The 22182-nt window shown below is 64.7% G+C and carries 20 protein-coding genes, 1 tRNA gene and 1 riboswitch; of the genes, 11 read left to right on the forward strand and 10 right to left on the reverse strand.

Going from position 1 to position 22182, the window contains the following annotated elements; translation table 11 throughout:
* Positions 1-152 precede the first annotated feature (152 nt).
* Positions 153-1985 (forward strand): DNA mismatch repair endonuclease MutL, encoded by a 1833-nt coding sequence (gene mutL, locus VNN55_00010; protein ID HWO55932.1) that lies wholly within the window; start codon positions 153-155, stop codon positions 1983-1985.
* A 261-nt stretch (positions 1986-2246) separates the two neighbouring features.
* Here the strand turns inward: mutL and VNN55_00015 are convergent, their stop codons facing one another.
* Together VNN55_00015 and VNN55_00020 are read right to left on the reverse strand one after the other, a co-directional pair.
* Positions 2247-3431, reverse strand: coding sequence for a tetratricopeptide repeat protein (locus VNN55_00015; GenBank protein HWO55933.1), 1185 nt, complete (start codon positions 3429-3431; stop codon positions 2247-2249).
* A gap of 48 nt (positions 3432-3479) precedes the next feature.
* Complete coding sequence (locus VNN55_00020; GenBank protein HWO55934.1) at positions 3480-3785, reverse strand: lipopolysaccharide assembly protein LapA domain-containing protein; 306 nt, start codon at positions 3783-3785, stop codon at positions 3480-3482.
* Positions 3786-3955: 170 nt separating this feature from the next.
* Between VNN55_00020 and VNN55_00025 the strand changes: the two genes are divergently transcribed.
* The 4 genes from VNN55_00025 to VNN55_00040 all read left to right on the forward strand — a co-directional run bounded on the left by VNN55_00025 (position 3956) and on the right by VNN55_00040 (position 7428).
* Positions 3956-4027, forward strand: a tRNA-Arg gene (locus tag VNN55_00025).
* A 10-nt stretch (positions 4028-4037) separates the two neighbouring features.
* Entirely contained in the window at positions 4038-5093 is a 1056-nt protein-coding gene (locus VNN55_00030; GenBank protein ID HWO55935.1) for a glycosyltransferase, read from the forward strand.
* Positions 5094-5104: 11 nt separating this feature from the next.
* The gene (locus VNN55_00035; GenBank protein HWO55936.1) at positions 5105-6640 is read left to right on the forward strand and encodes a leucyl aminopeptidase; all 1536 of its coding nucleotides are present in this window, start codon (positions 5105-5107) and stop codon (positions 6638-6640) included.
* Positions 6640-7428, forward strand: coding sequence for a TIGR01458 family HAD-type hydrolase (locus VNN55_00040; GenBank protein HWO55937.1), 789 nt, complete (start codon positions 6640-6642; stop codon positions 7426-7428). Before VNN55_00035 ends, VNN55_00040 begins: the two co-directional genes overlap by 1 nt.
* An 83-nt stretch (positions 7429-7511) precedes the next feature.
* On the opposite strand, the gene VNN55_00045 is transcribed toward VNN55_00040, so the two are convergent.
* From VNN55_00045 to VNN55_00060, 4 genes are all read right to left on the reverse strand, one after another.
* Positions 7512-8657, reverse strand: a complete 1146-nt coding sequence (locus tag VNN55_00045; protein ID HWO55938.1) for a pilus assembly PilX N-terminal domain-containing protein — start codon at positions 8655-8657, stop codon at positions 7512-7514.
* Between the two features lie 24 nt (positions 8658-8681).
* Complete coding sequence (locus VNN55_00050; protein HWO55939.1) at positions 8682-9227, reverse strand: prepilin-type N-terminal cleavage/methylation domain-containing protein; 546 nt, start codon at positions 9225-9227, stop codon at positions 8682-8684.
* Positions 9228-9235: 8 nt separating this feature from the next.
* Complete coding sequence (locus VNN55_00055; protein HWO55940.1) at positions 9236-9640, reverse strand: prepilin-type N-terminal cleavage/methylation domain-containing protein; 405 nt, start codon at positions 9638-9640, stop codon at positions 9236-9238.
* 239 nt (positions 9641-9879) lie between these two features.
* On the reverse strand, positions 9880-11556 hold the full coding sequence (locus VNN55_00060) for a hypothetical protein (protein ID HWO55941.1): 1677 nt from the start codon (positions 11554-11556) through the stop codon (positions 9880-9882).
* 595 nt (positions 11557-12151) lie between these two features.
* On the opposite strand from VNN55_00060, the gene VNN55_00065 reads away from it, so the two are divergent.
* Entirely contained in the window at positions 12152-12559 is a 408-nt protein-coding gene (locus VNN55_00065; protein ID HWO55942.1) for an Rrf2 family transcriptional regulator, read from the forward strand.
* Positions 12560-12695: 136 nt separating this feature from the next.
* On the opposite strand, the gene purF is transcribed toward VNN55_00065, so the two are convergent.
* Positions 12696-14132: an amidophosphoribosyltransferase gene (purF, locus tag VNN55_00070; protein HWO55943.1), complete on the reverse strand. Its 1437-nt coding sequence runs from the start codon at positions 14130-14132 to the stop codon at positions 12696-12698.
* Between the two features lie 40 nt (positions 14133-14172).
* Positions 14173-14610: a DUF2231 domain-containing protein gene (locus tag VNN55_00075; GenBank protein ID HWO55944.1), complete on the reverse strand. Its 438-nt coding sequence runs from the start codon at positions 14608-14610 to the stop codon at positions 14173-14175.
* 330 nt (positions 14611-14940) lie between these two features.
* Here VNN55_00075 and VNN55_00080 point away from each other — a divergent pair, with 330 nt between their 5' ends.
* A complete protein-coding gene (locus VNN55_00080) occupies positions 14941-15720 on the forward strand; it encodes a histidine kinase dimerization/phospho-acceptor domain-containing protein (GenBank protein HWO55945.1) in 780 nt (259 codons plus the stop codon).
* Between the two features lie 64 nt (positions 15721-15784).
* On the opposite strand, the gene VNN55_00085 is transcribed toward VNN55_00080, so the two are convergent.
* Entirely contained in the window at positions 15785-16648 is an 864-nt protein-coding gene (locus VNN55_00085; protein HWO55946.1) for an HAD-IIB family hydrolase, read from the reverse strand.
* Between the two features lie 188 nt (positions 16649-16836).
* Positions 16837-17023, forward strand: a riboswitch (cobalamin riboswitch).
* Positions 17024-17176: 153 nt separating this feature from the next.
* Here VNN55_00085 and VNN55_00090 point away from each other — a divergent pair.
* Genes VNN55_00090 through VNN55_00105 form a run of 4 tightly spaced genes read left to right on the forward strand, consistent with a single transcriptional unit; the run spans position 17177 to position 21487 of the window.
* The gene (locus VNN55_00090; protein ID HWO55947.1) at positions 17177-19312 is read left to right on the forward strand and encodes a TonB-dependent receptor; all 2136 of its coding nucleotides are present in this window, start codon (positions 17177-17179) and stop codon (positions 19310-19312) included.
* 14 nt (positions 19313-19326) lie between these two features.
* Entirely contained in the window at positions 19327-20553 is a 1227-nt protein-coding gene (locus VNN55_00095) for a dockerin type I domain-containing protein (protein HWO55948.1), read from the forward strand.
* Positions 20550-20930, forward strand: coding sequence for a DUF4430 domain-containing protein (locus tag VNN55_00100; protein HWO55949.1), 381 nt, complete (start codon positions 20550-20552; stop codon positions 20928-20930). The genes VNN55_00095 and VNN55_00100 overlap by 4 nt, the downstream gene beginning before the upstream one ends.
* Positions 20931-20953: 23 nt before the next feature.
* On the forward strand, positions 20954-21487 hold the full coding sequence (locus VNN55_00105) for a CDP-alcohol phosphatidyltransferase family protein (GenBank protein ID HWO55950.1): 534 nt from the start codon (positions 20954-20956) through the stop codon (positions 21485-21487).
* Here the strand turns inward: VNN55_00105 and VNN55_00110 are convergent.
* Positions 21474-22182, reverse strand: a 709-nt coding sequence (locus tag VNN55_00110) for an efflux RND transporter permease subunit (GenBank protein HWO55951.1), incomplete at its 5' end; no start/stop codon positions are given. The genes VNN55_00105 and VNN55_00110 overlap by 14 nt on opposite strands.

A 22182-nucleotide genomic window follows, 5' to 3' on the forward strand; every position in this document is an offset into this window, starting at 1 on the left:
GGCGCAGGCGGTGGATGAACTGACGCGTTTACGCACCGACAGCATGACTCCGATCGAAGCCCTCAACAAGCTGGATGAGTTGACTCGACGCCTGCGCGGCGATTGATTCTTGCCGGGATTGTCACGGTCTTCGCGACATTCCCAGGAACCCCATGGCCACCACCACCGGCGCCGAACGCCTCATTGCCGTCCTCCCCGAGCACCTGATCGACCAGATCGCGGCGGGGGAGGTGATCGAACGGCCCGCCTCGGTGGTGAAGGAACTGGTCGAAAATGCCCTCGACGCCCGCGCCGGCCAGATCGACATCGCCGTCAAGCAGGCGGGCGCCGAGGAAATCCGGGTGGTTGACAACGGCGCCGGGATGAGCCCGGCCGACCTGCCGCAGGCGATCCTGCGGCATGCCACTTCGAAGATTCGCGACGCCGAGGACCTCGACGCGATCCTCACCTTCGGGTTCCGTGGCGAGGCGCTGGCGGCGATCGCCTCGATCGCGCATCTGGAGATCGTGTCGCGCCGCCGTCAGGATGAGGCGGCGGCGATGATGTTCTGGGAAGCCGGGACCCGCAGCGACAGCGGCATCATCGGGGCGCCGGTCGGGACCGCGGTCACCGTGCGCCATCTGTTCTACAACACCCCGGCGCGGCGCGAGTACCTGCGCGCGCCGACCACCGAGATCAAACGCATCATCGAGACCGTGATCGACTTCGCCGCCTGGCACCACCGGGTGGGTTTCACGCTCCTGCTTGATGGCAAGCCGGCGTTGCAGGTCGCCCCGGCGGAGCGTCTGGAGGATCGTCTCGCCGACCTCTTTGGCGCGCGCATTCGCGAGTTGCTGGTGCCGTTCGCCGCCGGCGACGCCGAACTCGGGGTCAGCGGGTTTGCCGGCAAGCCGGAGCTGTCGCGCTCGTCGCGGGACCGGATTCTGCTCTATGTCAACGGACGCCGTGTCTGGTCGCAGTCGCTGCAGCATGCGGCGACCAATGCCTATGGCGAGACCATCCCGCGCGGGAGGTACCCGTTTGCGGTGATCGCGGTCGCGGTCAATCCGCGTCGGGTCGATGTCAATGTGCATCCGACCAAACGCGAGGTCCGTTTCGCCCACGACCGCGCCGTTTACGATCTCATCTACTACGGCATCAACAAGGCGATCTTCGCCTCGCCGCGTACCGCCCCGACCCTGGAACTGAAGCCCTCCTATACGCCGCCGGTGACCAGCGAGCGATTGCCCTTCCCGCCGGTCACGGTCGTCGATCCCGTCGCTGCGCACACTCCGGCGATTCCGTCGTCAATCGGGACCGATTTGCCGCACGTGGCCGAGGTCATCGCAGAGCCCCACGCGCCAGTTGCCGAGAGAGGAGAGGCAGACACAGGCGTCGTGGTCACCCGCGACCAGCGGATGCAGGAACAGGCCGTCCCCGATGTCGCCAGTTTCTGGCAGTTTCGCGATCTCTACATCGTGACCGTCGTTGGCGAGGAGCTCTGGGTGATCGACCAGCACACCGCGCATGAACGCATTCAATATGAAGCCATCCTGCGGCGTGCGCTGGAGCGCCGCCCCGAGACCCAGCGGATGCTCTTCCCGGAATCGATCGATCTTGAACCGCGCGAATGGCAGACTTACGAGCAAGCCGGCGACGTGGTCGCTTCGCTGGGATTCGAAGTGCGTGCCTTCGGCCAGCGCACGGTCCTCCTGGAAGGGGTTCCCACCGGTTTGCGGGTGAAAAACCCGGTCATCCTCTTTCGTCGTGTGCTGGAAGATGTCGAGACCGCCCGTCGCGGCGGCGAAGATCTGCTCAAGGCGGCGGCCGCCTCGGCCGCCTGCCGCTCGGCGGTCATGTCGGGGGACCGTCTCAAGCCGGAGGAGATGCAGTCGCTGTTTGCGCGCCTGATGCACACTGAAAACCCGTTCTCGTGCCCGCATGGACGCCCCACCGTCGTGCGCATCCCGATCTTTGATTTCGACAAGAAGTTCTGCCGCGCGTAACTCTCTCCGCCCCGCCCCGGCTATCGCCTCGTTCGGCGGGTCCTGAAAGCGGACCCACCTCACGATGCTAAGGACAGACAGGAATGTCCGTCCTCCTCAACACAAAGATTCCAACCCGGTCGCGGCCAAGAGCGCCGCGACCGGTATGGAATGACGGATTACTTGATGAACAGGGGTCGGATATTCCTGTCTGACCTGCCATCGCCAATTGAGGGCCGCTTTTGGGCCCCCGATTGGCGATGGCATATGCTCCGATACGGATTACACTTTCGTGGTTGCTGATTGCGAAGAGGTGCTCCAGAGGCGGAAGGTGCCGACGCCTTTGCACTTGGCGCAGTACCAGGTCGCCTCGTGCTCGCGATTGCCGCATTTGGAGCAGATGTAATCGGTTTCCGAGAAGGCGGCGGCATCGAGCAGGTGCTCGACCTCGTTGGCCACCTGCGGCCAGCGGTTCATCCGCGCCAGGGCGCTGATGATCCCGGCGCGCGCCGCCACGTTGTCGGAATCGATTTCCATCACGTGACGGTACTGCTGAATGGCGCGGTCGTATTCGCCCTTCTTGCGCGCCAAATCGGCCAGGCCGATCAACGCGGCGGTGTTGTTGGGATTCTTCTCGAGAATCCGGTCATAGAACTTGGTGATCTCGCCGTACTGCCCCAATTCAAAATAGGCGCGCTCAAGACGTCCGAAGACCAGATGCGCCGCGTCGGTGTGGGCGCTGGCCAGACGCGTCCACCACTCGACCGCCTCATCGGCACGGCCATCTTCCCAATAGGCGTCGCCGAGGTAGAGCAGGGCGGGGATGCAGTTGGGATCGTGGGAAAGCGCTTCCTTGTATTCGACGCGGGCCTCGTGCTTTTTGCCCTGCGCGGCGAGCTTGGTCCCGGCCAGCGTCTTGTAGAGCGCCAGCGATTGCCCGTCCTTTTGTCCCGAAATCTTCAGCGCCGTCTTGCGCGCCTCGTAGGCCTCGTCGAACCGCCCGGTGGATTCATAGAGCGAGACCAGCTGCGTCGCCGCCCAGAGGTGCTCCTTGTCAAGCTCGAGGATCTTCAAAAGCGAGCTTTCGGCGAGCTGATGGTTGGCGGCGGCGAGGTAGTCCTGCGCCAGCGCCTTGTGCACGGCGATCTGCGCCGACTTGGAGAGCCCCAGACGCAGCGTCAACTCTTCATGCACACGGATCGCGCGGTCGAACTTGCCGCGTTTGCGCAGCAGGTCGCCCAGCTTGAGGTAGGCGTCGATGTTGCTGGAATCCTCGTTGGCGGTCATCTTCAGGCGCTCGAAGGCGGTGTGATCGTCGCCATCGACCAGCGCCCGCAGCGCCTCCATGTAGAGCTTGGGCGCCTGGCTGGTCCGACGGCGCGAGCTGCGGGTCCAGGCGTAGGCAAACAACGCCGCCCCGATCGCGAAGATCCAAAACACGGTCCAGCCGAATCCGGTAAAGTCCATAACGCGCCCTCGGTCTTAAGTCACCGGCACGGACACTCCCTGTCCGGGCTATATCTCATCCAGCTCTTCGATCGTGCGGTTGCGGTAGCTGGCCATCTCCGCCTCCAGCCGCTTGCGGGCGCGACGCTCGGCGCGCAGGTCGGCGTGCAGACGAAAGACATAGGTCATGCCGAGGATCGCCGCCACCACCATCCCGGCCAGCATCGACCAGTAGACCACCACCACCATCGGGACGTCATAGTACTGGTGCCAGATCAGGTCCACGGCGGGGATGCGCGGGCCGGAGTTGTAGACGGAAAACCCAATGACAACCGCCAGGACGATCAAGAGTAGAATTATGCGAACGACCCACATAGGCGGCCCCCTGTGTCAATGCCGAAGTCTATCATGCTCTATCGGCCGGCGCAACCCAATTCGGAGCCGCGGGCGGCACAAAAAAATGAGGTTGAACAGGTTGCCCGAAGGTGATAATGTGTGTTTTCAGCCGCGCTGATTGGGTGCCCTCCGGCCCGCGCGGCCGGCCTGCCCCCGTGGTGTAATGGATAACGCACCAGCCTCCGGAGCTGGTGATACAGGTTCGATTCCTGTCGGGGGTACTCTCGGCAAATGGACAGAACGCCCGCCGCCGCTCCGATCCCCGCCGCCATGCCGTCTGTGCCCGCCTTGCCACGCATCGCCGTGGTCATCCCGACGCTCAACGAGGCGTCGACATTGCCCCAGACACTGGCCGCGCTGGCCGCGCAGGACTACCCGGCGGAGTTGACCGAGATCCTCGTGCTCGACGGCGGCTCCAGCGACGGCACGCGCGAGATCGTCGCGGCGCACCGCGGCCGCCCGGTCCACCTGCTGGACAACCCCGGACGCACGACCCCGGCGGCGATCAATCTGGCCCTGCGATGGACCGACGCCGACGCGATCCTGTGGTTGTCCGGCCATTGCCTCCTGTCCCCGAACTATGTGTCGGCGGTGGCCGCGGCCTATGCCGAACGCCCCCGCCGTGTTTGCGGGGGACGCCTCGAGGTCCATGGCCAGGGTTGGCGCGGAGGTCTCAACGCGCTGCTTTTGTCCTCGCGCTTCGGCACCGGCGTTTCGCCGCTGCGGTTCGGGCGAAAACCCGGCCCGAGCGACTCGGTGACCTTCGCCCTGTTTGACCGTCAGATGCTCGTTGAAATGGGCGGGCTGGATGAATCACTGGCGCGCAATCAGGACAACGATCTCTTCGGCCGTTTGCGCCAGCAGGGCGTGGAGTTCTGGCGGGTCGATGCCGAAGCGACCTATCTGGCGCCGTTCACGTTCTCCGGTCTCTGGCGTCGTGCCTTCCTTAACGGGGCTTGGAGTCTTTGGGGGCATCGCCGCGGACGCGGCGGGCATCACTGGTGGCATTTTGCGCCCATGGCCATGGTCGGAGCGGGGACGCTCCTAGCTATGCTTTGGTTCGCCGGACTGAGTGCGGCCGGGTGGATTCTGCTGTCGCTGGCGGGTCTCTATGCCGCGATGGCGATTGTCTCGGCGCTGACGGTGGCATTGCCATCGCGCCTGCCCTGGGCTGTCCCGGTGTTGCCGGCCTTGTTTTTCATTCACCATGTCATCTATGGGCTGGGCAGTTGGACTGCCCTTTTGCGCGCCAATCCGGTGCCGCCGCGACCGGCGGTCTCAACCTGAGGAGGAGTCCGATGTCACTGCCAATTCTCTGTTCCGCCGCACGTCCGTCGGAACTGCTGTCCGACCATCTGCTGGCGGTCTTCCTGCCGCCGAAGGGAAAGCTGCCGGCTTGGGTTCGCGAGCTGCCCTATGATCTGCGCGCGGCGCTGGAGAAAGCCGCCGCGTCGCCGTCCTTCACCGGTAAGATCGGCGCCACGCTCGTGGTTCACAGCGCGCCGGGGCAGGCCATACTCGTCGGCACGGGCGACGGTGTCGCCGGCAGCGAGTTATTGCGCCGCACTTATGGCGCGCTGGTCACCGCGGCGCGCCAGCACAAGTTCGCCAAGGTCGCCGCGCCGCTGCCGCCCGGGGCCGATGCCGCCGCCGCTGCCGAAGCGGCGACTGTCGGCGCCGGCCTCGCCAACTACCGCTTCGATCGGTACCGCTCCGAGACCACCCGGGACAAGATTCCCCCGACCATCGCGGCGCTCACATTCTTCGACCCCTCGGCCGCGCGCCGACGCGCCGCGGAAAAAGGCATCGACAGCGGATCGGTCATCGTCGAAGCGGTCGGCCGTGTCCGTGACATGGTCAACACTCCGGCCAACGACCTCAACCCCAAGACCTATTCCGAAGTGGCCGCCGGCTGGTGCCATGAGGCGAAGGTCAAACTCCAGGTCCTCGGCCCGCGCGAGATCGAGCGCGCCAGGATGGGGTGCGTGATGGCGGTGGGGATGGGATCGGCCAACGAGCCGCGCTTCCTGATCGCCAACTACTTCGGCAACAAGCGCCGTTCCAAACAGATCGATGTCGCCCTGATCGGCAAGGGCGTGACCTTCGACACCGGCGGCATTTCCATCAAGCCCTGGCAGGACATGTGGGAGATGCGCGGCGACATGGCCGGCTCGGCCGTGATGCTGGCCGCCACCTGCGCCGCCGCGAAGATGAAACTGCCGCTGAATATCGTCACGCTGACTCCGCTGGTGGAGAACATGCCTTCCGGGCAGGCGTACCGGCCCGGCGACATCCTGCGCTCGCTCTCCGGCCAGACGATCGAGATCAACTCGACCGACGCCGAAGGCCGTCTCATTCTCGCTGACGCGCTGACGTATGCCCAGCGTTTCGATCCGGCGGTGATCGTTGATATCGCCACGCTCACCGGCGCGATCAAAGTCGCGCTTGGCGATGTCTACTGCGGCATCTTTACCGACGCCGACGCCCTGGCGCGTGCGGCCCAGGCCGCGGCCGCCAAATCGGGCGAGCGGGTGTGGCGCATGCCGATGCATGCCGACTATGACGAGAAGCTGGCGACCGTGGTGGCCGACATGCGCAACTCGGCCGGCCGTGACGGCGGCGCCTGTATCGCCGCCGGATTCCTGCGCAAGTTCGCCGGCAGCTACCCGTGGCTGCACATCGACATCGCCGGCGTCGATTTGGAGCCCAAGGGCCACGCCTACTGCCCCAAGGGCGCATCCGGCTTCGGCGCCCGTCTTGTGATTGACCTGTTGCGTGAGTCCAAACTGACCGCGCTGCGCCCCGCGAAGCCGAAGGGCGGGAAACGGCGCTGATGGCCGCCCACGGCCGCCTCGGAACGGTGCGCGCCGCGCTGTTTGATCTGGACGGCGTCTTCCATGTTGGCGACCGGCTGCTGCCCGGCGCGGTCGCGACGCTGGCGTTCCTGCGCGAGCGCGGCATCCCGTTTCGCATTATCACCAACACCACCACCCGGTCGCGCGCCTCGCTGACCGAGAAGCTGCGCCGTCTGGGGTTGCCGCTTGCGCCCGGCGATCTGATCACCGCGCCGTACGCCGGCGCGTTGTACCTGCGCGCACGTCCCGGCGTGCGCTGTCGTTTTGTCATGACCGCCGACGCCCGCGGGGAGTTCGCCGCATTCACCGACTGCGACGACCGGCCCGACCTGATCGTGCTCGGCGACATCGAAGACCAGGTCAGTTACGCGCTGCTCAACTCGTTGTTCAATCAGATCATGGCCGGCGCCGAGCTGATCGCCATGCACAAGGGCCGCTACTGGCAGGTGCCGGAGGGGTTGAAAGTCGATCTGGGGCTGTTTGTGGCCGGTCTGGAGTACACGACGGGCAAACCGGCGACGATCATCGGCAAACCCGCGCCGCTCATCTTCGAGATGGCGATGCGTGAGTTGAACGTCACGCCAACCGACTGCATCATGATCGGCGATGATCCGGTCAATGACATCGGCGGGGCGCAGGCGCTGGGCATCCGTGGGGTGTTGGTGCGCACCGGCAAGTACCGTCCCGGCGACGAAGCGCGCGGGTCAATCGCCCCTGATACGGTCATCGATTCGCTTCTTGGCCTCCCGGAACTCCTCGGTCGCTGAGAGAAAACAGACTCGCCCTCCCCGGTGGAAGGGGAGGGCGAGGATTGCAGGCATCGGTTTCCGGCGGTGCGGGCCTGCGCCGGTCAGATCTCGCGCCATGCCACTTTGGCGTAATGCTTCTTCAGTTCCCAATCACGCAACGAGCGATCGTAATGGAAGTTCGAACCGCCGTTGTCCTGGGCCACATTGCCGACGTAGGCGCCGTAGAGATCGGAACCGCCGATCAGCCGGATTTCGGTGTCGGGGGCGTAGACAACCGACGAGACCTCGGCGCCGCCGTTGATGCGGATTTCCGCGCCGCGGCTGTAAATCTGGCATTGGATCGGTTTGCCGGTGATGTTGACGCGCGCCTGTGAGTTCATCGTGATGTTGCCGTCGATGTAGATCTTCGCGGTGGCCCCGGAGGCTATGACGATGTTGCCCTGAATGTCCATGCTGGAGAAGTAATAGATGCCATCGGCCAGGGTGAGCGTGTTGCCCGGGTTGACGCGCAGGGCTTTGCTGCCGCTGTTGTAGTTGTACGAGCCGGAGAGTCCGGCCGGCGCGCTATTGTTGGCCTTGGCATAGTTGATGTCAGCGACCGACACCGGATCAAACACCTGCATCGGCGCCGTGGTGGTCGTGTCGCCGCCCACATAGGCCGATCCGTCGATCGACAATTCTCCCGCCGAAGCCGAGCCGGCATCGCCGTTGATCTCGGCGTCGCCATTGATGTCAACGTAGCCATTACTGCCCACGTCGCCGTCGGTGAGCCGCTTGGTGGCCGCGTAGCTGCCCGAATCGGAATCATACGAATCGGTGTAGGTGCCGCCCAGCAGGTCCATGTGGTCGTCGGCGAAGGCCGCCCAGCGGAAGGGGCGCGCCGGCGCCAGCTTGACCTCGACGCCCGTCTGCGCGCCGGACCGTGTCGCGATCGAGCGCAGCACCAACGTGTCGCCCAAGCTGGCCTGAACCGTCTTGTCAATAACGGTCACGTTGTATTGGCCGCCGGCGAAGGCCACATTGGACAGGCCGGTGCGCCAGGTCGACGTGTCGCGGATGATGCCGTAGGCGTGCTCCACACCCGCCTCGGCCAGGTAGAAGGACCGCGTGTCCTGCTGGAAGTTCTCGGAGATCGCCATGTCGGTGCTGGACATCTGCACCGCCGAGATCCCCAGAAGCGAGATCATCATCATCACGGCCAGCGCGATCAACATGGCGGCGCCGCGTTCGTTGCGCCTGTCATTCATATTGCCTCCTTCGATCATGCCCGGCTATAAGTTGCGCAGACGGACCTGCGTCTCGAACGTGCGGCGGCGATACCCGTCGCCGGCGATCAGGGCGCTGTCGGGCTTGGGGGCGCGCGCGGTCAGCGAGATGTCGATCAGATTCGGCCCCAACCGTGTCAGCGCGAACGATTCCACATTCTCCGCGAGGACTTCGGGCGTTTCGCCCTTGAATTGACGGTACAGATTGGTCTGCGCCTGGTCGTCGGTGGCCACGAAGTACAGCGTCGTGTCGACCTCAGCGGTGGCGTCGTCGCGCTGGTAGATCGTCAGCGAATCGGCGCCGAGCGTGTAGGCCGGGTGGCTTTTCAACTGGTAGCCGCCCATGCGTAGCGCCCCGGCGATCTCGTCCAGCGACGCCCGCACATTCTGCTGGACCGCGGCGACGTCGTTTTCCACCAGCCAGGTCTTGTGCTGCGAGATGTAGAACTCCATCGCCGCGCCCGCCACCAGAAACGTCAGGAAGCACGCGATCAGAAGTTCAATCAGCGTCATGCCCCGTTCCGACTGCCAATAGTGTCTGATCGTTCTCACGGCGGTCCTCAGTTCTTGGTCGTGTACGTGGTGAAAGTGAGCGTGCGCGCCAGCCCCGACGCGTCGGTCCAGTTGACGGTCGCGTCCACCTTGTAGACATGCGCCGGAATCGACGACGTCACCGTCTTGTCGGTGATCCGCGTCGTCACCGTGTACTTACCGCCATCGAAGGTGCTGGTTTGCACAAAGGGGATGGTCGGAAACCCGACGGCGCCGATTTTCTGCTCGATCATCTCCTGCGCCGCGGCCACCACGCTGGTGATGTTTTCGCTGTGCACGCTGCCGCGCACCGAGATTGCCATCAGCGGCGCCAACCCCAGAATGCCGAGGGTCAACACGACCATGGCCGCAAGCACTTCGATGAGGGAGAGCCCCTTTTGATTCGATCCAATCTTGCGCAATCGACCCAGCATATCATCCGCCTTCCGTCGCTTCAGAGTCCGTCTTGCCGCTGACATAAGCCAATGCCGTGCCAAGAGTCCGCATTCCGTGACGAACCCATAATCCGCCGGGTGACAGCGTCTTACGCGCAGTGCCGTCGGGACGCGCCGAGGTCCGTGATGCCAAGCAGTGGCTGCATCGGGCGGAGGTATGGGATCATGCCCATTGTCGGAAATGCGGATGGAGATGCGGTCGGAGGGCGTTGGCGCTTCTACCGCGAGCGCGGCGGCTGGCCGGCCAGCGATTCCGGCGCGCGCCAAATGATCGCGTTGAGCAACGGCGTCCCCGGCGGCAGCTTTGCCGGATCGAGCAGGTTGTCGTCATACGACCAGTCGCGCGCCGGCGGGCTGTAGGTGCCGTCGGCGTCGCTCCATGGGCCCGTGGCGTATTCCGACTCCCACAGTTGCGCCATCGCGCCGCGCCAGTGGAAGGTGCGGCCAGCCCAATTCTCCAGAAAGCGCGTCAGATTGTGGACTCCACCCGACATCACCCCGGCGCGTGTCGGCACATGCCCGGCGATGATCGAGACGTTGCAGGTGGTTCCGGCGGCGTCGCGATACTCGAGACTCTTGGCGGAATGCTTGTCCTGCCAGCCATTGGAGAGCACCGTGTATGCGTCGGCGATGATTGCGGCCGGTTGCGGATCAATGACATTGTAATCGCCCCGGGTGTAGACCGGGTTGTCGCTGGCCACCGTCAGCGGTGCGGCCAGATGCGTGCCATTGACGAGACGCGCCGCCCGCAGGTCGGGTCCGCGCCGCCCATCGTGGATGTAGACGATGCCGTTGGCCGGCCGGCAGGAGCCGGCATTGAGTCGGGCGATGTCGATTTCAAGCGCCGCGACACGCCGCTTCTCGCGGGCGTCGTAAAACTGCGCGCGGCGCAGTACGCCGGCCGCTTCCAATTGCGCGGTGACATCGACCCAGGCGTCCTCGCGCCGGTGGAAGGCGGCGCCGTCGATGATCTTCAGCCCGGCTTTCAATTCGTAGGAGTCGATATTGCCGTTTGCGGCGGGACGGATGATGTCGCGCGGAGCGCCGCCGCCGGCCAGGGCCAGCGTCAGGCGTGTGACACCATGCGCCGAATCCTGTACCCGACCGCCCCAACGTGTCAATGCTGCCGCCCGCCAATCCGGATGACGATGATCCAGCCACACACCGTCGGCCAGCGCCATCGACCGATAGAGGCCGCCCCGGTCGCGGATCTGCACCGGGCCATCATAGTTTTCCTCGCGTGACGCCGGATGCTTGCCATGCAGAATCCGTCCGGCGGCGGTGCAGAATGATTCGAGATTCAGCCCGGTGAAGGCATCGAGATACATGTCGGCGTTGGTGTGCACACGGCCGTTGATTGACAAGGCCGTGCCGGGGTGAAGTTCGAGCACATCATCATAGAAGACCGCGAAGTGAAACAACGGCACCAGGGCATGATCGAGCGGAATGCGCACGGTGGCGGCCGTGGCGCCCGGCAGCCGCGCCAGGACGTCATAGCGGCGCACGGTGGCCATCAGTTCCTCGCAGGGGCCGGCGGTCAAGCGCCGCCGCGACGCGCCACCGGCCGGCAGAATCTCATAGGTTATCGCATGCGCTGCCGGCCATTGCGAATCGCCGCCGGCCAGGGCCAACGCCGGCCGGGCGGAATCAATTGCGGCGCGGAATGCCTCGAGGGCATACGCGGCCGCCGCATCGGCGGTATACGCCGCCGTTTGATCGTCGAATGTGTACGACACCGACTCGGGCGGCTCCGATGACCGCGGCCACAAGGCAAATCCCGCCGCCGCCGCGCCCAGCGCCAACAACAGTGCAACGGCCGTCGCCGCCGAATGACGCCAAGGCGCCAACGCCGGCGAAGGCGAAGAGGTGGACTCGTGTGTTCGGGCCAGGGACACGTTGTCTCTCCCGAGGCGAGTCTTCCGCCCGTCGTTTGAACCGCGCGACAATTGGGCCATGCCGACTTCGCCTGCGGGCCCGGACAGAATTGTGCGCGCCGGCGGCGTTGAGTCGCCGTCTCATTTGCACGGTTCTACAACCGAACGCCGTAAACCGGATGCCGGATGATGATGTATTCGGGAGCGCGCCTCATCCTGCTGTCGGGCAATGAATAAGCCGGGGCCGTCGGGAGGGTGGGGATGGCACGCGGAAATAAATCATGACTTCAACGACGGCTGATTCCCCGTCTGTGTCGGCGCAATCCCTCACCGGCGGCGGTCCGCCTTCGTTGCGCGCTCGCGGTGCGGGTGGCGACAACGCATTCGGCATGATGGCGCCATTTGATCCGAAGGCGGCATATATGACCGTTTTTGTCGCCTTCTCCGGCGTCGCTGTCAAAAAGGGTAGCTAAACAGCCCCGTTCTGTCATAAAGCGGAGCGCAATTGTTACTGTTTGCGCCGGGATTCCGTAACGTTGTTGTGAGTGGACGCGACGGCGTATCCACGAGTCGATTGCTGGGAACACATTCGCTCTACGGAGGAAAGGGGCACCGCATGCAGTTCACCAAAGCCGAGGAGTACGGATTGTTTGGCGCCGTGCATCTGGCCAAACAGCCGCGGGGCACTGTCGTGTCGCTGACCGAGATCTCGCAGGCGCAGAACATCCCCGACAAGTTTCTGGCGAAGATCTTTCAAAGCATGACCCGCGCCGGCATTCTCAAGTCGCACCGCGGCGTGCGTGGCGGCTTCTCGCTGGTCAAGGCGCCGAAGAAGGTCAGCATCGCCGAGATTCTCAACGCCATCCAGGGAGACACCGACCCGATCAAATGCGTTTCCAACGGTTCGCCTTGCTCAAAGAGGGGCGACTGCGCGGTCCGCGACGTGATCCTGGAGGGGCGCCGGATGATGTTTACCTACTACGAGAAGCAAACGCTTGAGGAATTGTCGTCGCGCGTGAAGTAACCGTGCTGCACTGACCGCCAGATCCCTGCCAGCGCCGGAGTGTGCGTCCGGCGCCGCTTCACGAATCTTACGCATCCCTCCGAGGGCGGCCCCGCCGCCCTCGTGGCATAAACGGGCGCGCCCGACGGCGCCGACCTCAGCCGAGCGCCAGTTTGCCCGAATGTCGGTTAATCCGCGTCGGGTAATGCCCGGAGAAGCAGGCGGTGCAGAAGGCGTTTTGGGGATGGCTGGATAGCGACAGCATGCCCTCCAGCGACAGGTAACCAAGCGAGTCGACGCCGAGGTAGGCGCGGATCTGTTCGACCGTGCGCGTCGAGGCGATCAACTCCCCTTTGGTGGGCATGTCGATGCCGTAGAAGCAGGGGGAAATGATCGGGGGGGAGGCGACGCGGAAGTGCACTTCGCGCGCGCCGGCGGCACGCACCATTCGCACCAGCTTGCGCGCGGTGGTGCCGCGCACGATCGAATCATCGACCATCACCACCCGCTTGTTCTGCAGCACGCCGCGCACCGGGTTGAATTTGATCTTCACGTCCAGGTCGCGCAGTTTCTGATCGGGCAGGATGAAGGTGCGTCCGACATAGTGGTTGCGGATCAGGCCCAACTCCAGCTTGAGGCCCGACTCCTCGGCGTAGCCGATGGCGGCGGTGTTCGACGAGTCGGGGACTGAGATCACGATGTCGGCATCGGCCGGACGCTCGATGGCCAGCTGGCGGCCGAGGCGGCGCCGCACCTTGTCGACATTCTCGCCGAAGATCATCGAATCGGGGCGGGCGAAATAGATGTACTCGAAGATGCAGTGCGCGCGGCGCTCGCTGCGCGGCAGCTGGCGGGTCGTCAGGCCCTTTTTGGAAATCGCGAGAATCTCGCCCGGCGCGATGTCGCGGATGTAGCGCGCGCCGATGATGTCGAAGGCGCAGGTCTCCGAGGCCACCACATACGACCCGTTCAGCTTACCCAGGGACAAGGGACGGAACCCCCAGGGATCGCGCGCCGCGATCAGCTCATCGGGTGTGAGGATGACAAAGCAGAAGGCGCCCTCGAAGTGCGACAGCGCGTCGGCGACGCGCGCGACCGTGTCGCGCTTCTTCGAACGGGCGTACAGGTGCAGCACCAGCTCCGAGTCGGACGACGAGGTGAAGATCGCGCCTTCCTTTTCAAGCCGCGACTTCAGCTCGCCGGCGTTGGTGATGTTGCCGTTGTGCCCGGCGGCCATGTGGCGGAACTTGAACTTCATCAGGAGCGGCTGGGCGTTGGTCAACGAGGAGGATCCGGTGGTCGAATAGCGGTTGTGGCCGATGGCGGCGAACCCTGAGAGACCGGCCAGCGCCTCACGATCGGGGAAGACATCGGCGATCTCGCCCATGCCCTTGCGCACCGTGACCGTCTCGCCGTTGCTGACGGCAATGCCGGCCGACTCCTGGCCGCGGTGTTGCAGCGAGTAGAGGCCGAAGTAGGCCATCTCGGCCGGCTTGCGATGGCCGAAGATGCCGAAGACGCCGCACTCGCAGGCCGGCTTGTCGATGCAGGAATCGCCGGCGGCAAAACTCTGGTCGTAGTCGTCATTCATCATGGAAACTCACTAAACGCAATCGGAGGCGCCGGCGTTGGCGCTAATTCACCGCGTCGACACCCACACCGTGCGAATACACCATCTGGCCCCCGAAATAGGCGCCATAACCGACCACCACCGCCGCCGCCAGTACCAGAAACAAATAGAGGAACCCCGCCTTGCGCGGAAATGCTCCCCGCAGGCCCACCCGCCAGAAGGTCAAGGTCGCCAGGAGCCCGGTGCTGACAAAGGCCATGATCTCATGCGCCGCGAGCAGATCATGAACCACCCCGCCGGTGTTTTCCGGTTCGGCCGCCAGTCCGCTGGCCACCGCCGCCAGCGCGCCGCAGAGCGCGAGGATCAGAAGCGGCGTGCTGCCGGCCCAGAACCCGGCGCGCAACAGATTCTCGCGGTCGAATATCCAACGTCCGATGTCCAGGAGCATCACTACCATTACAAGCGCGATGGGGAAGTGGACAATGGTCGGATGCAGTTCCATCAAATCGTGTTGTCCCGCCCGCATGCGGGCCGCTGGGAAGCGCCCTATCTACCCCGGCTGGTCGGCGTCGTCAATCAGTAAGTTGCCCTGTCTGAACTGCGCCAACTGTGCACCCTGGTTCACACCAAAACACCGCTTCGTACCTAATAGGTCCGATTGGTCTCAAAGGATCAATCCGCCGATCTTGCAAGTGCTTGCAGGCGCATTGGTTGCGACAATTGTCGCAGGCATTACTTTAGGCGACTCGCTTCGGGCAATCTTCAACGGCGGCACCGAGTTTGCGCTTTCATCGCGCGGGGAGTTTTGTCTCCCTTGGGAGAGGTCTGCCCGATGAGCGACATGCCAGACACCGTTGAACACCGCTACCGCATCCTGGGCCAGTTGGCGCTGGCTGCCGCGCGTGGCGAAGATCCGCAGGCGCTTTTGCGGCAGGCCCTCGCCGACGCGGTGACCACGGTCGGACTGGCCGCCGGCGCGGCGCGCATCTTCGGGCCGGAGGGCGCCGACCTTGCCCACGCCCAGGTCGGCGATCCCGCGGCGGTGCGTCAGATCGAGCAACTTGAGCAGACGCTGCTGGGCCAACTGCGCAAAACCTGGTCGGTTAAGTCGCTGTTCATGACGCTGGATCTGGAGGCCCCCGCCGGCATTTTCTCGTATCCCTTGCGCGCCAATGACACCGTAATCGGCGTCATCACCGGGATCGCCTACGGTGAGCGCAGTCTGGCGGTCGAGGAGGAGTTTGTCAGCTATCTCGCTTCGATGATGGTGCTGATCGGACGCGGCGGTCCGGCCTGGTCGCAACCCGAGGCGGCCCTCGATGCGCAGCGACTCGACAACGTCCGCACCGAGGCGGTCATCGAAACCGGCGCCGCCCTCAACCACGAGATCAACAATCCGCTCATGGCCGTGCTCGGCAACGTGCAGCTGCTCATGCGCAAGTCCCCGTCGTTGGACCCCGACACCCTCGCCCGTCTGACCAAGGTGCAGGAAGCGGCCGAACGCATCCGCGATGTCACCCACGCTCTCGTACGCATCAAGAAAGCGAAAAGCGCCCCCTACCCCGGCGGCGGTCGCATGATCGACATCGACGGCTCGCCGAAAAGCGAGTGACGAGCGACAGGAAAGGGCGGAGCCAGTCTCGCCGACCGGCTCCGCCCGTCCAATCTGGTTGCGTTTAGATTAATTGCTTCAAAAGCCGCAGGACCATCCGGTTGAAGCCCTCGGGGCCGGGGGCGCCGGCGAGGCGGATGCCTTTGTGCTCGCGCAGGAAGGGGTGGTACTTGCCATCGGGACGTTTGACCGCCACGGCGATGTCGCAGACGTTCATCATCGGCCAGTCGCTGGGCGCGTCGCCGAAGGCCAGCGTGCGCGGCTTGACCGGCTCGACCGCGTTGTACCACTTGATCAACTCGGCGACCGCTTTGCCCTTGTCGGCGTCCTCGCCGATCAGATGGTAGAACCGCCCGCCTTCGATGATCGCAAATCCGTTCTTGCTCAGGTTCTTCAGATGATTCTGCAGGGCCGCCTCCGACGGCGTCGGGCGGAAGATGAACGGCTCGGAATACTCGCGCTTTTTGGCCAGCGCCACCATCCCGTGCGGCACGCCCGACATCGCGGAGATGGTCTCGAGGTTCCAGTCGCCGAATCCCTCGCAGTGGACCTTGGTCGCTTCGCGGTAGGTGACCAATTGCTTGCGGACCTCGGTGTAGGGGACGCCGAACTCGCGCACCCAGAAACCGTCCTTCTCCTTGGCGCCGCGCGGCTTTTCGGGCACACCCGCCTTGGGCCAGAAAATGGCCGAGCCGTTCTCGCAGATAAACGGGGTGTCCAGCCCCAGCAGTTTGCGCAGGTGCACGATCTCGTAGCGTGTCTTCGACGAGACCAGCACCAGCGGCACATTGAGCCGCTTGAGTTCGCGCAGACCCGCCTGGGCGGCCTCGTACGAGTAGCTGTGGAAGTCCAGAAGCGTGCCGTCGAGGTCGGTGAACACGACCAGCCCCGGCTTGAGCGGACGGGATTTCTTCTTCGGCGGCGCCATGACTGCAGTCCGTTGGTCGCTGGCGATCTTCAAGATGACTCTCCGAATGTAAGTGAGTTGAATCGTCTTCGGCAACCGTAAAGCCGCGGTTGTACTGATCGTCCTTCAGCGCGCGTGGGTGCCTCGTGAATGCGGATAGAAGATACGACAATTCGATTCGACTTGACAAGTCCCGCGCGAATTTTGCATCTTGGCGCCGGCGTTCGGAGATCGCCCGATGGCGATCGACCGGGAAGGCGGTGCAAATCCGCCACAGCCCCGCTGCTGTAAGCGGCTACAACGACGGCATCGAAGCCACTGGATTGCATCCGGGAAGGCGCCGTCGAAGGCGCGAAGCCGCAAGTCAGAACACCGGGCCGAACGTGTCAGATCACCAACGACGCCTTCGCGGGAGGGAGCGGGTGACAGGGACGGGTCCCACGACCCGGCCATGCCATCATCACCCGGCCTGATTCCCGGCCGGGTTTTTCTTTCCGACCCCCACCACGGCGCCGTCCAGCCCGCCACTCCGAGGGGAGGTGGAGGTCGATGCCCGGGTTCTCCCGTTTTGTCTGCCGTGTTGCCACTCTGGCGCTCTTGCTCTCGCCGGCGTCGGGGTGGACACAATCCGACATCGTGATTTCCGGCGTCGTGGTCGACGCGGCCACGCTGGCCCCGGTTGATCAGGCGACGATCCATGTCGAAGGCACGGCGCTGACGGCCCATTCGCAGGCCGACGGCGGCTTTACCCTGCGCGCGGTGCCCTATGGCGCTTGGACATTGATCGTTGAACGCGCCGGATACCATGCGCGGCGCATCGAACAGGTCCGGATCGACGAGGGACTGGCGCGCAACTTGCACATCGAACTGCAGCCCGATCCGGTGCACATCCAGGGACTAAGATCCACCGCTCCTGCCGTCGCGTCCGCGTCAATCCGTCGTATCGAACTGCATGGAGGGCGGTATGCGGGCAAGACCCTCGCCGATGTGCTGGCTACGGTGCCCGGCATTCGTGTCTACGGCAGTGCCGATGCGCCCGGCGGCACGCGCATCTCGCTGGGCGGCGAGCCGGCCAGCCGTGTGGCGGTCCTGCTCGATGGCCTGCCCCTGTCGGGCGGCGCCGATGGCGCGGTCGACTTGGAGGCGATTCCGAAAGCGGCCATCACCGCGATCGAGGTCCGTCCCGGCAGCCAGAGTCTGATCGGCGGCGATGCGGCCATGGGCGGCGCGATCAATTTGATCACCGCGCCGCCGCCATCGCCGCGGCAATTGACCGTTTCTTCGCAGGCCGGGCCGTGGGGCGCCTTCGAGCAGGAGACAAACGCCACCATGCGATCCGGCTCGCTGCATCTGTCCGCCGGCGGCGAATATGGCCGTCGCGATGACCGCTACCGCTACATCGACGCCGCCACCGGCGCCTCGGCCACGCGACGCAACGCCGGCCGGAACGAGGGGCGGATGTTTGCGCGACTCACACAGTCCACGCGGCCAACGTTGGAGCTGCTCGGTTATGGCTCGCGCATCGAGCGCGGCGCGCCGGGAACCATCGAACGCCCGCTCACCTCGGCGGCTGCGACCAATAAGAATGCCCGTGTCCAGACCAGCCAAGCATGGGCGGTCGGCTCCCAGGCTGCGCTGGCAGTCGCCGGTTGGTATGAGTTCACCAGCGAATACTACAACGCCACGGCGGAACGTGTGCCATTCCATACATATATACGGGAGCATTACCTCGGGGCCCGTGTCGGCGGCGAGTTCGACTGGTTGCGCGGGACCCTGACGCTGGAAGGGGAGAGCCGGAGGCGCGATCTTCGCGGCGATGATCACCAACGTCCGGCGCTCGCCTTCGGCGCACAATCGCGCGCGGAGTATGCGTTGCGCGCCCGCTGGCGACGCACATTGGGCGCGTGGTCTGTCTCCGGCGGCGTGGCGGTCGATGCCGATGCCGACAACCGTCCTGGCTGGTCGCCGCGCGCCGACGTCAGTTGGCGTCTGCTCGACGGGCTGCACTTAGGCGCGGGCTGGGGGCATTCGTTCCGCCGTCCGCTGCTCTTGTCGGCGTTCTGGAAAAGCGATTACTACACGCAGGGCAACCCGGATCTGCGTCCCGAACGCGCGGTCGAGTGGGACCTGTCGGCGCGGGGACGTTTCCGGTGCCTGCATGCCGACGTACGCTATTTCGAACGCGATGTCACCGATATCATCGTCTGGGACCTGCGCGGCGCGCCGCCGCGTTATCAACCGGTCAACCTTGCCGGCGCGCGCGTCATCGGCCGTGAGGACCATCTCGCGGCCACGGCCTGGGACGGCCGAGTCACGCTGGACTACACCCACATCTTCACCGCCGGCACCGACGCCTCCGGTGAATTCAATTACCAGGGCCGGACACTGGTCTTCATGCCGCGTCACACTCATGACCTGATCGGCGATGCGCAACTGGGGCGTTGGGGTGTCCACGCCGCCGCGCATTGGGTCGGGCCGCGTTACACGCTGCGCGCCAACACCAAGTCGCAGCCGGCCTATCGACGAGTCGATGCCGCCATCCGTTGCGCCATCCGTCGCGGGCGGCCGGATCTGACGATCGCCCTGCGTGGCGAAAACTTGACCAATGAACCCATCGAACTGTTGCAGGGATACCCATCGCCGGCCCGCGCGCTGACGCTGTCCCTGACAGTGGGGTTGGAGTAAAGGAGAGCGACCGTATGCGCACCGCCACAAGTCTGCTCCTGGTTTGGAGCATCATCCTCGGACTGACTCTGCGCGGCTCCGAAGCCCGGGCCGTCGACGATCTGGATCGGCTTTATGTCATCAACGGCCTCGGCGAAACACTGACCTTGATCGACCGTGCCGGCGATTCGCTGGTGGCCAACTGGATGCCGCTGGGAGGATGCCCAAACCGCGTCCGTGCCCACGACGGCCTCCTGTTGGTGGTCAACTCCTGCACCGATGATATCATGGTCATCGACGCAGCGAGCCGAACGTTGCTGCGCACGGTCGCCTTCCCCAGCGGCGATAATCCCTGGGACGTCTTGGTCCTCGATGATTCGCTCTGCGCCGTGTCGCTTTTGGTGGCCAATGAGGTAGCCATTGTGAATTATCAGGTTGGTGTCGAACGGCGCCGGTTCGCGGTGGGAACCAGCCCGGAGGGGTTGCTCTATTACGCCGGACGTCTCTGGATCGCCAACTCCGGTCTCGATTTCGGCACGTTTGAGTACGGTCAGGGGACCGTGTCGATTGCCAACGCGTCGTTGACCGCTGCGCAAGTCTCCGTCAATGTCGGCGCCAACCCACAGGTGCTGGCTGTCGGCGGCGATGGCGAGGTGCATGTCCTCTGCACCGGCAATTACGCCGACCGTGTCGGACGCGTCTACACACTCGATCGCGATTCCTGGCTGCCGACCGATTCAATCCTGATCAACGATTATCCCGGCGATTTGGCGATCGCGCCCGACGGCATCGGCTACATTGCCGGCGGCGGATTCGTTGACTCCGGGGTCGTCTACCGCTATGACAGCCGGACACATGCGATTCTGAATGGCCCGTCCAATCCCTGGAAAACCGCGCGCGGTGTGCTGAGTGTCGTGCCGCGCCTGGAGGGGGGCGTGTTTGCGCTCTGCTTCTCCGCCGATTCGGTCACCGAATTGGCCGCCAACGGCCCTCTGGTGGATGCCTGGGCGGGAGGCGATGGCCCCGGCTATGCCGCCTATGTGACCAACCGCGTCCCCGGCGACCTCAACGAGGACGGCGTGCACAATGTCCAGGATGTGGTCGAGATCATCAACACCGCCTTCCGCGGCGGGGCGCCCAGCGGGCGGCCCAACGCCGCCGATGTCAACGGCGACTGCGTTTGCGACATCCTCGATGCCGTGGCGCTGGTCAACCACGTCTTCCGCGGCGGCGCGACGTTGTATTGGGGGTGCCTGCAATGAGACAGATCATCGCCGGTCTGCTTGTGCTTTCCATCGGCGGTTGCGATCAAACGACGACCAGGCAGCGCACGGCCCCAAACCAACCGGGGGCGCTGGTCATCGCCTACCGTCCCGACAGCGCCGACACTTTTGTCGCCGTCCGTTCTGATTCAATCGTCGCGTTGGACTGGCTGCGCGAGGTCGCCCATTCGCACGACATCCCGCTGGCAGTGAAGTCTTACCCCTATGGGATGTTGATTGAACAGATCGGACCGCGTCGCAACGGCGACGGCGGATATTGGCTCTACAGGGTCAACGGCGCGATGGTCCCCAAATCGGCCGATGCCCACCCTGTTGCCTGGAGCGACACCCTGACGTTTTTCTTCGACGAGCGCTAATCGACGCGGCGTATATTTCCGCCGTGACCGCCGACGACAACCGTTTCTGGACCGTTCCGAATCTGCTGTCGCTGTCGCGGATAGCGCTCATTCCGGTCTGGTGGTGGGTGATGCGCGCCGGGCATGTGCCGTTGGGGGCGGCGTTGATTGTGTATGCCATCCTCTCCGATGTGGCCGACGGCTGGATCGCGCGCCGCTGGAACCAGGCCAGCCGCTGGGGGCGGATCCTCGATCCGATCGGCGACAAACTGGCGGCGGTGGTAGTGGGGCTGTTCTGCGTGTTGCACCGGGGCCTGCCGGCCTTGGCCTTCGCCCTGACCATCGCCCGCGACCTCTCGCTTCTGGTCGGAGGGTATGTCATTCTCCGCCGCACGCAGATCGCGCCGGTCTCGGCCGACATCGGACGCTACGCCGCATTGCTCTGGGGGATTGTCCTGCTGCTCCACGCCTTCGACTGGCAGCCCTATGCCCGCTACACCGTCTGGCCGGCGGTCGCGCTGTATCTGGCGGCCGGAGTCTACTACATGCGGCGGACACTGTCGATCAAGCCGACTTAGTCCGCGCCCGGTGGCGGCCGCGCCAGTGGACGAGATCGTCCAGCAACGTGTAGACCACCGGCACTACGATCAAGGTCAGCATCGTCGACGAGATCAATCCGCCGATGACGGCGCGTCCCATCGGCGCGCGGAACTCGGCGCCCGGGCCGATGCCCAGCGCGATCGGCAGGATGCCCATGATCGTTGTCAGGGTGGTCATGATGATCGGGCGCAGACGGATCGGGCCGGCTTCGAGGATCGCCGCCTCCCGCGTTTCGCCGCGCGAGCGCGCCTGCTTGACAAAGTCGATCAGCAGGATGGCGTTTTTGGTGACCAGACCCATCAACAGCACCATGCCGATCAGCGACATGATGGACAGCGCGCTGCCAAAGAGAAACAACCCGACCAACGCGCCCACCAGCGACATCGGCAGCGAGAGCATGATGGTGAACGGGTCGGTGAAGCTCTCATACTGCGACGCCAGCACCAGATAGATGAAGATGACCGCGAGGACCAGCGCGGTGAAGATTTCGGCGAATGACTCCTCTTGAATCTCCGCCTCGCCGGTGGCGCGGATCGAATACCCCGGCGGGGTCGGCACCTGGCGCGCCTTGGCCAGCACCGCGGCGCGCACATCACCGGCGAAAGCGCCCGAGGCGATGTTGCCGGAGACCAGCACTTCACGCCGGCGGTCATACCGGCGGATTTCCGCCGGC

Source organism: bacterium, from assembly GCA_035559435.1.
Classification (GTDB): domain Bacteria; phylum Zixibacteria; class MSB-5A5; order WJJR01; family WJJR01; genus JACQFV01.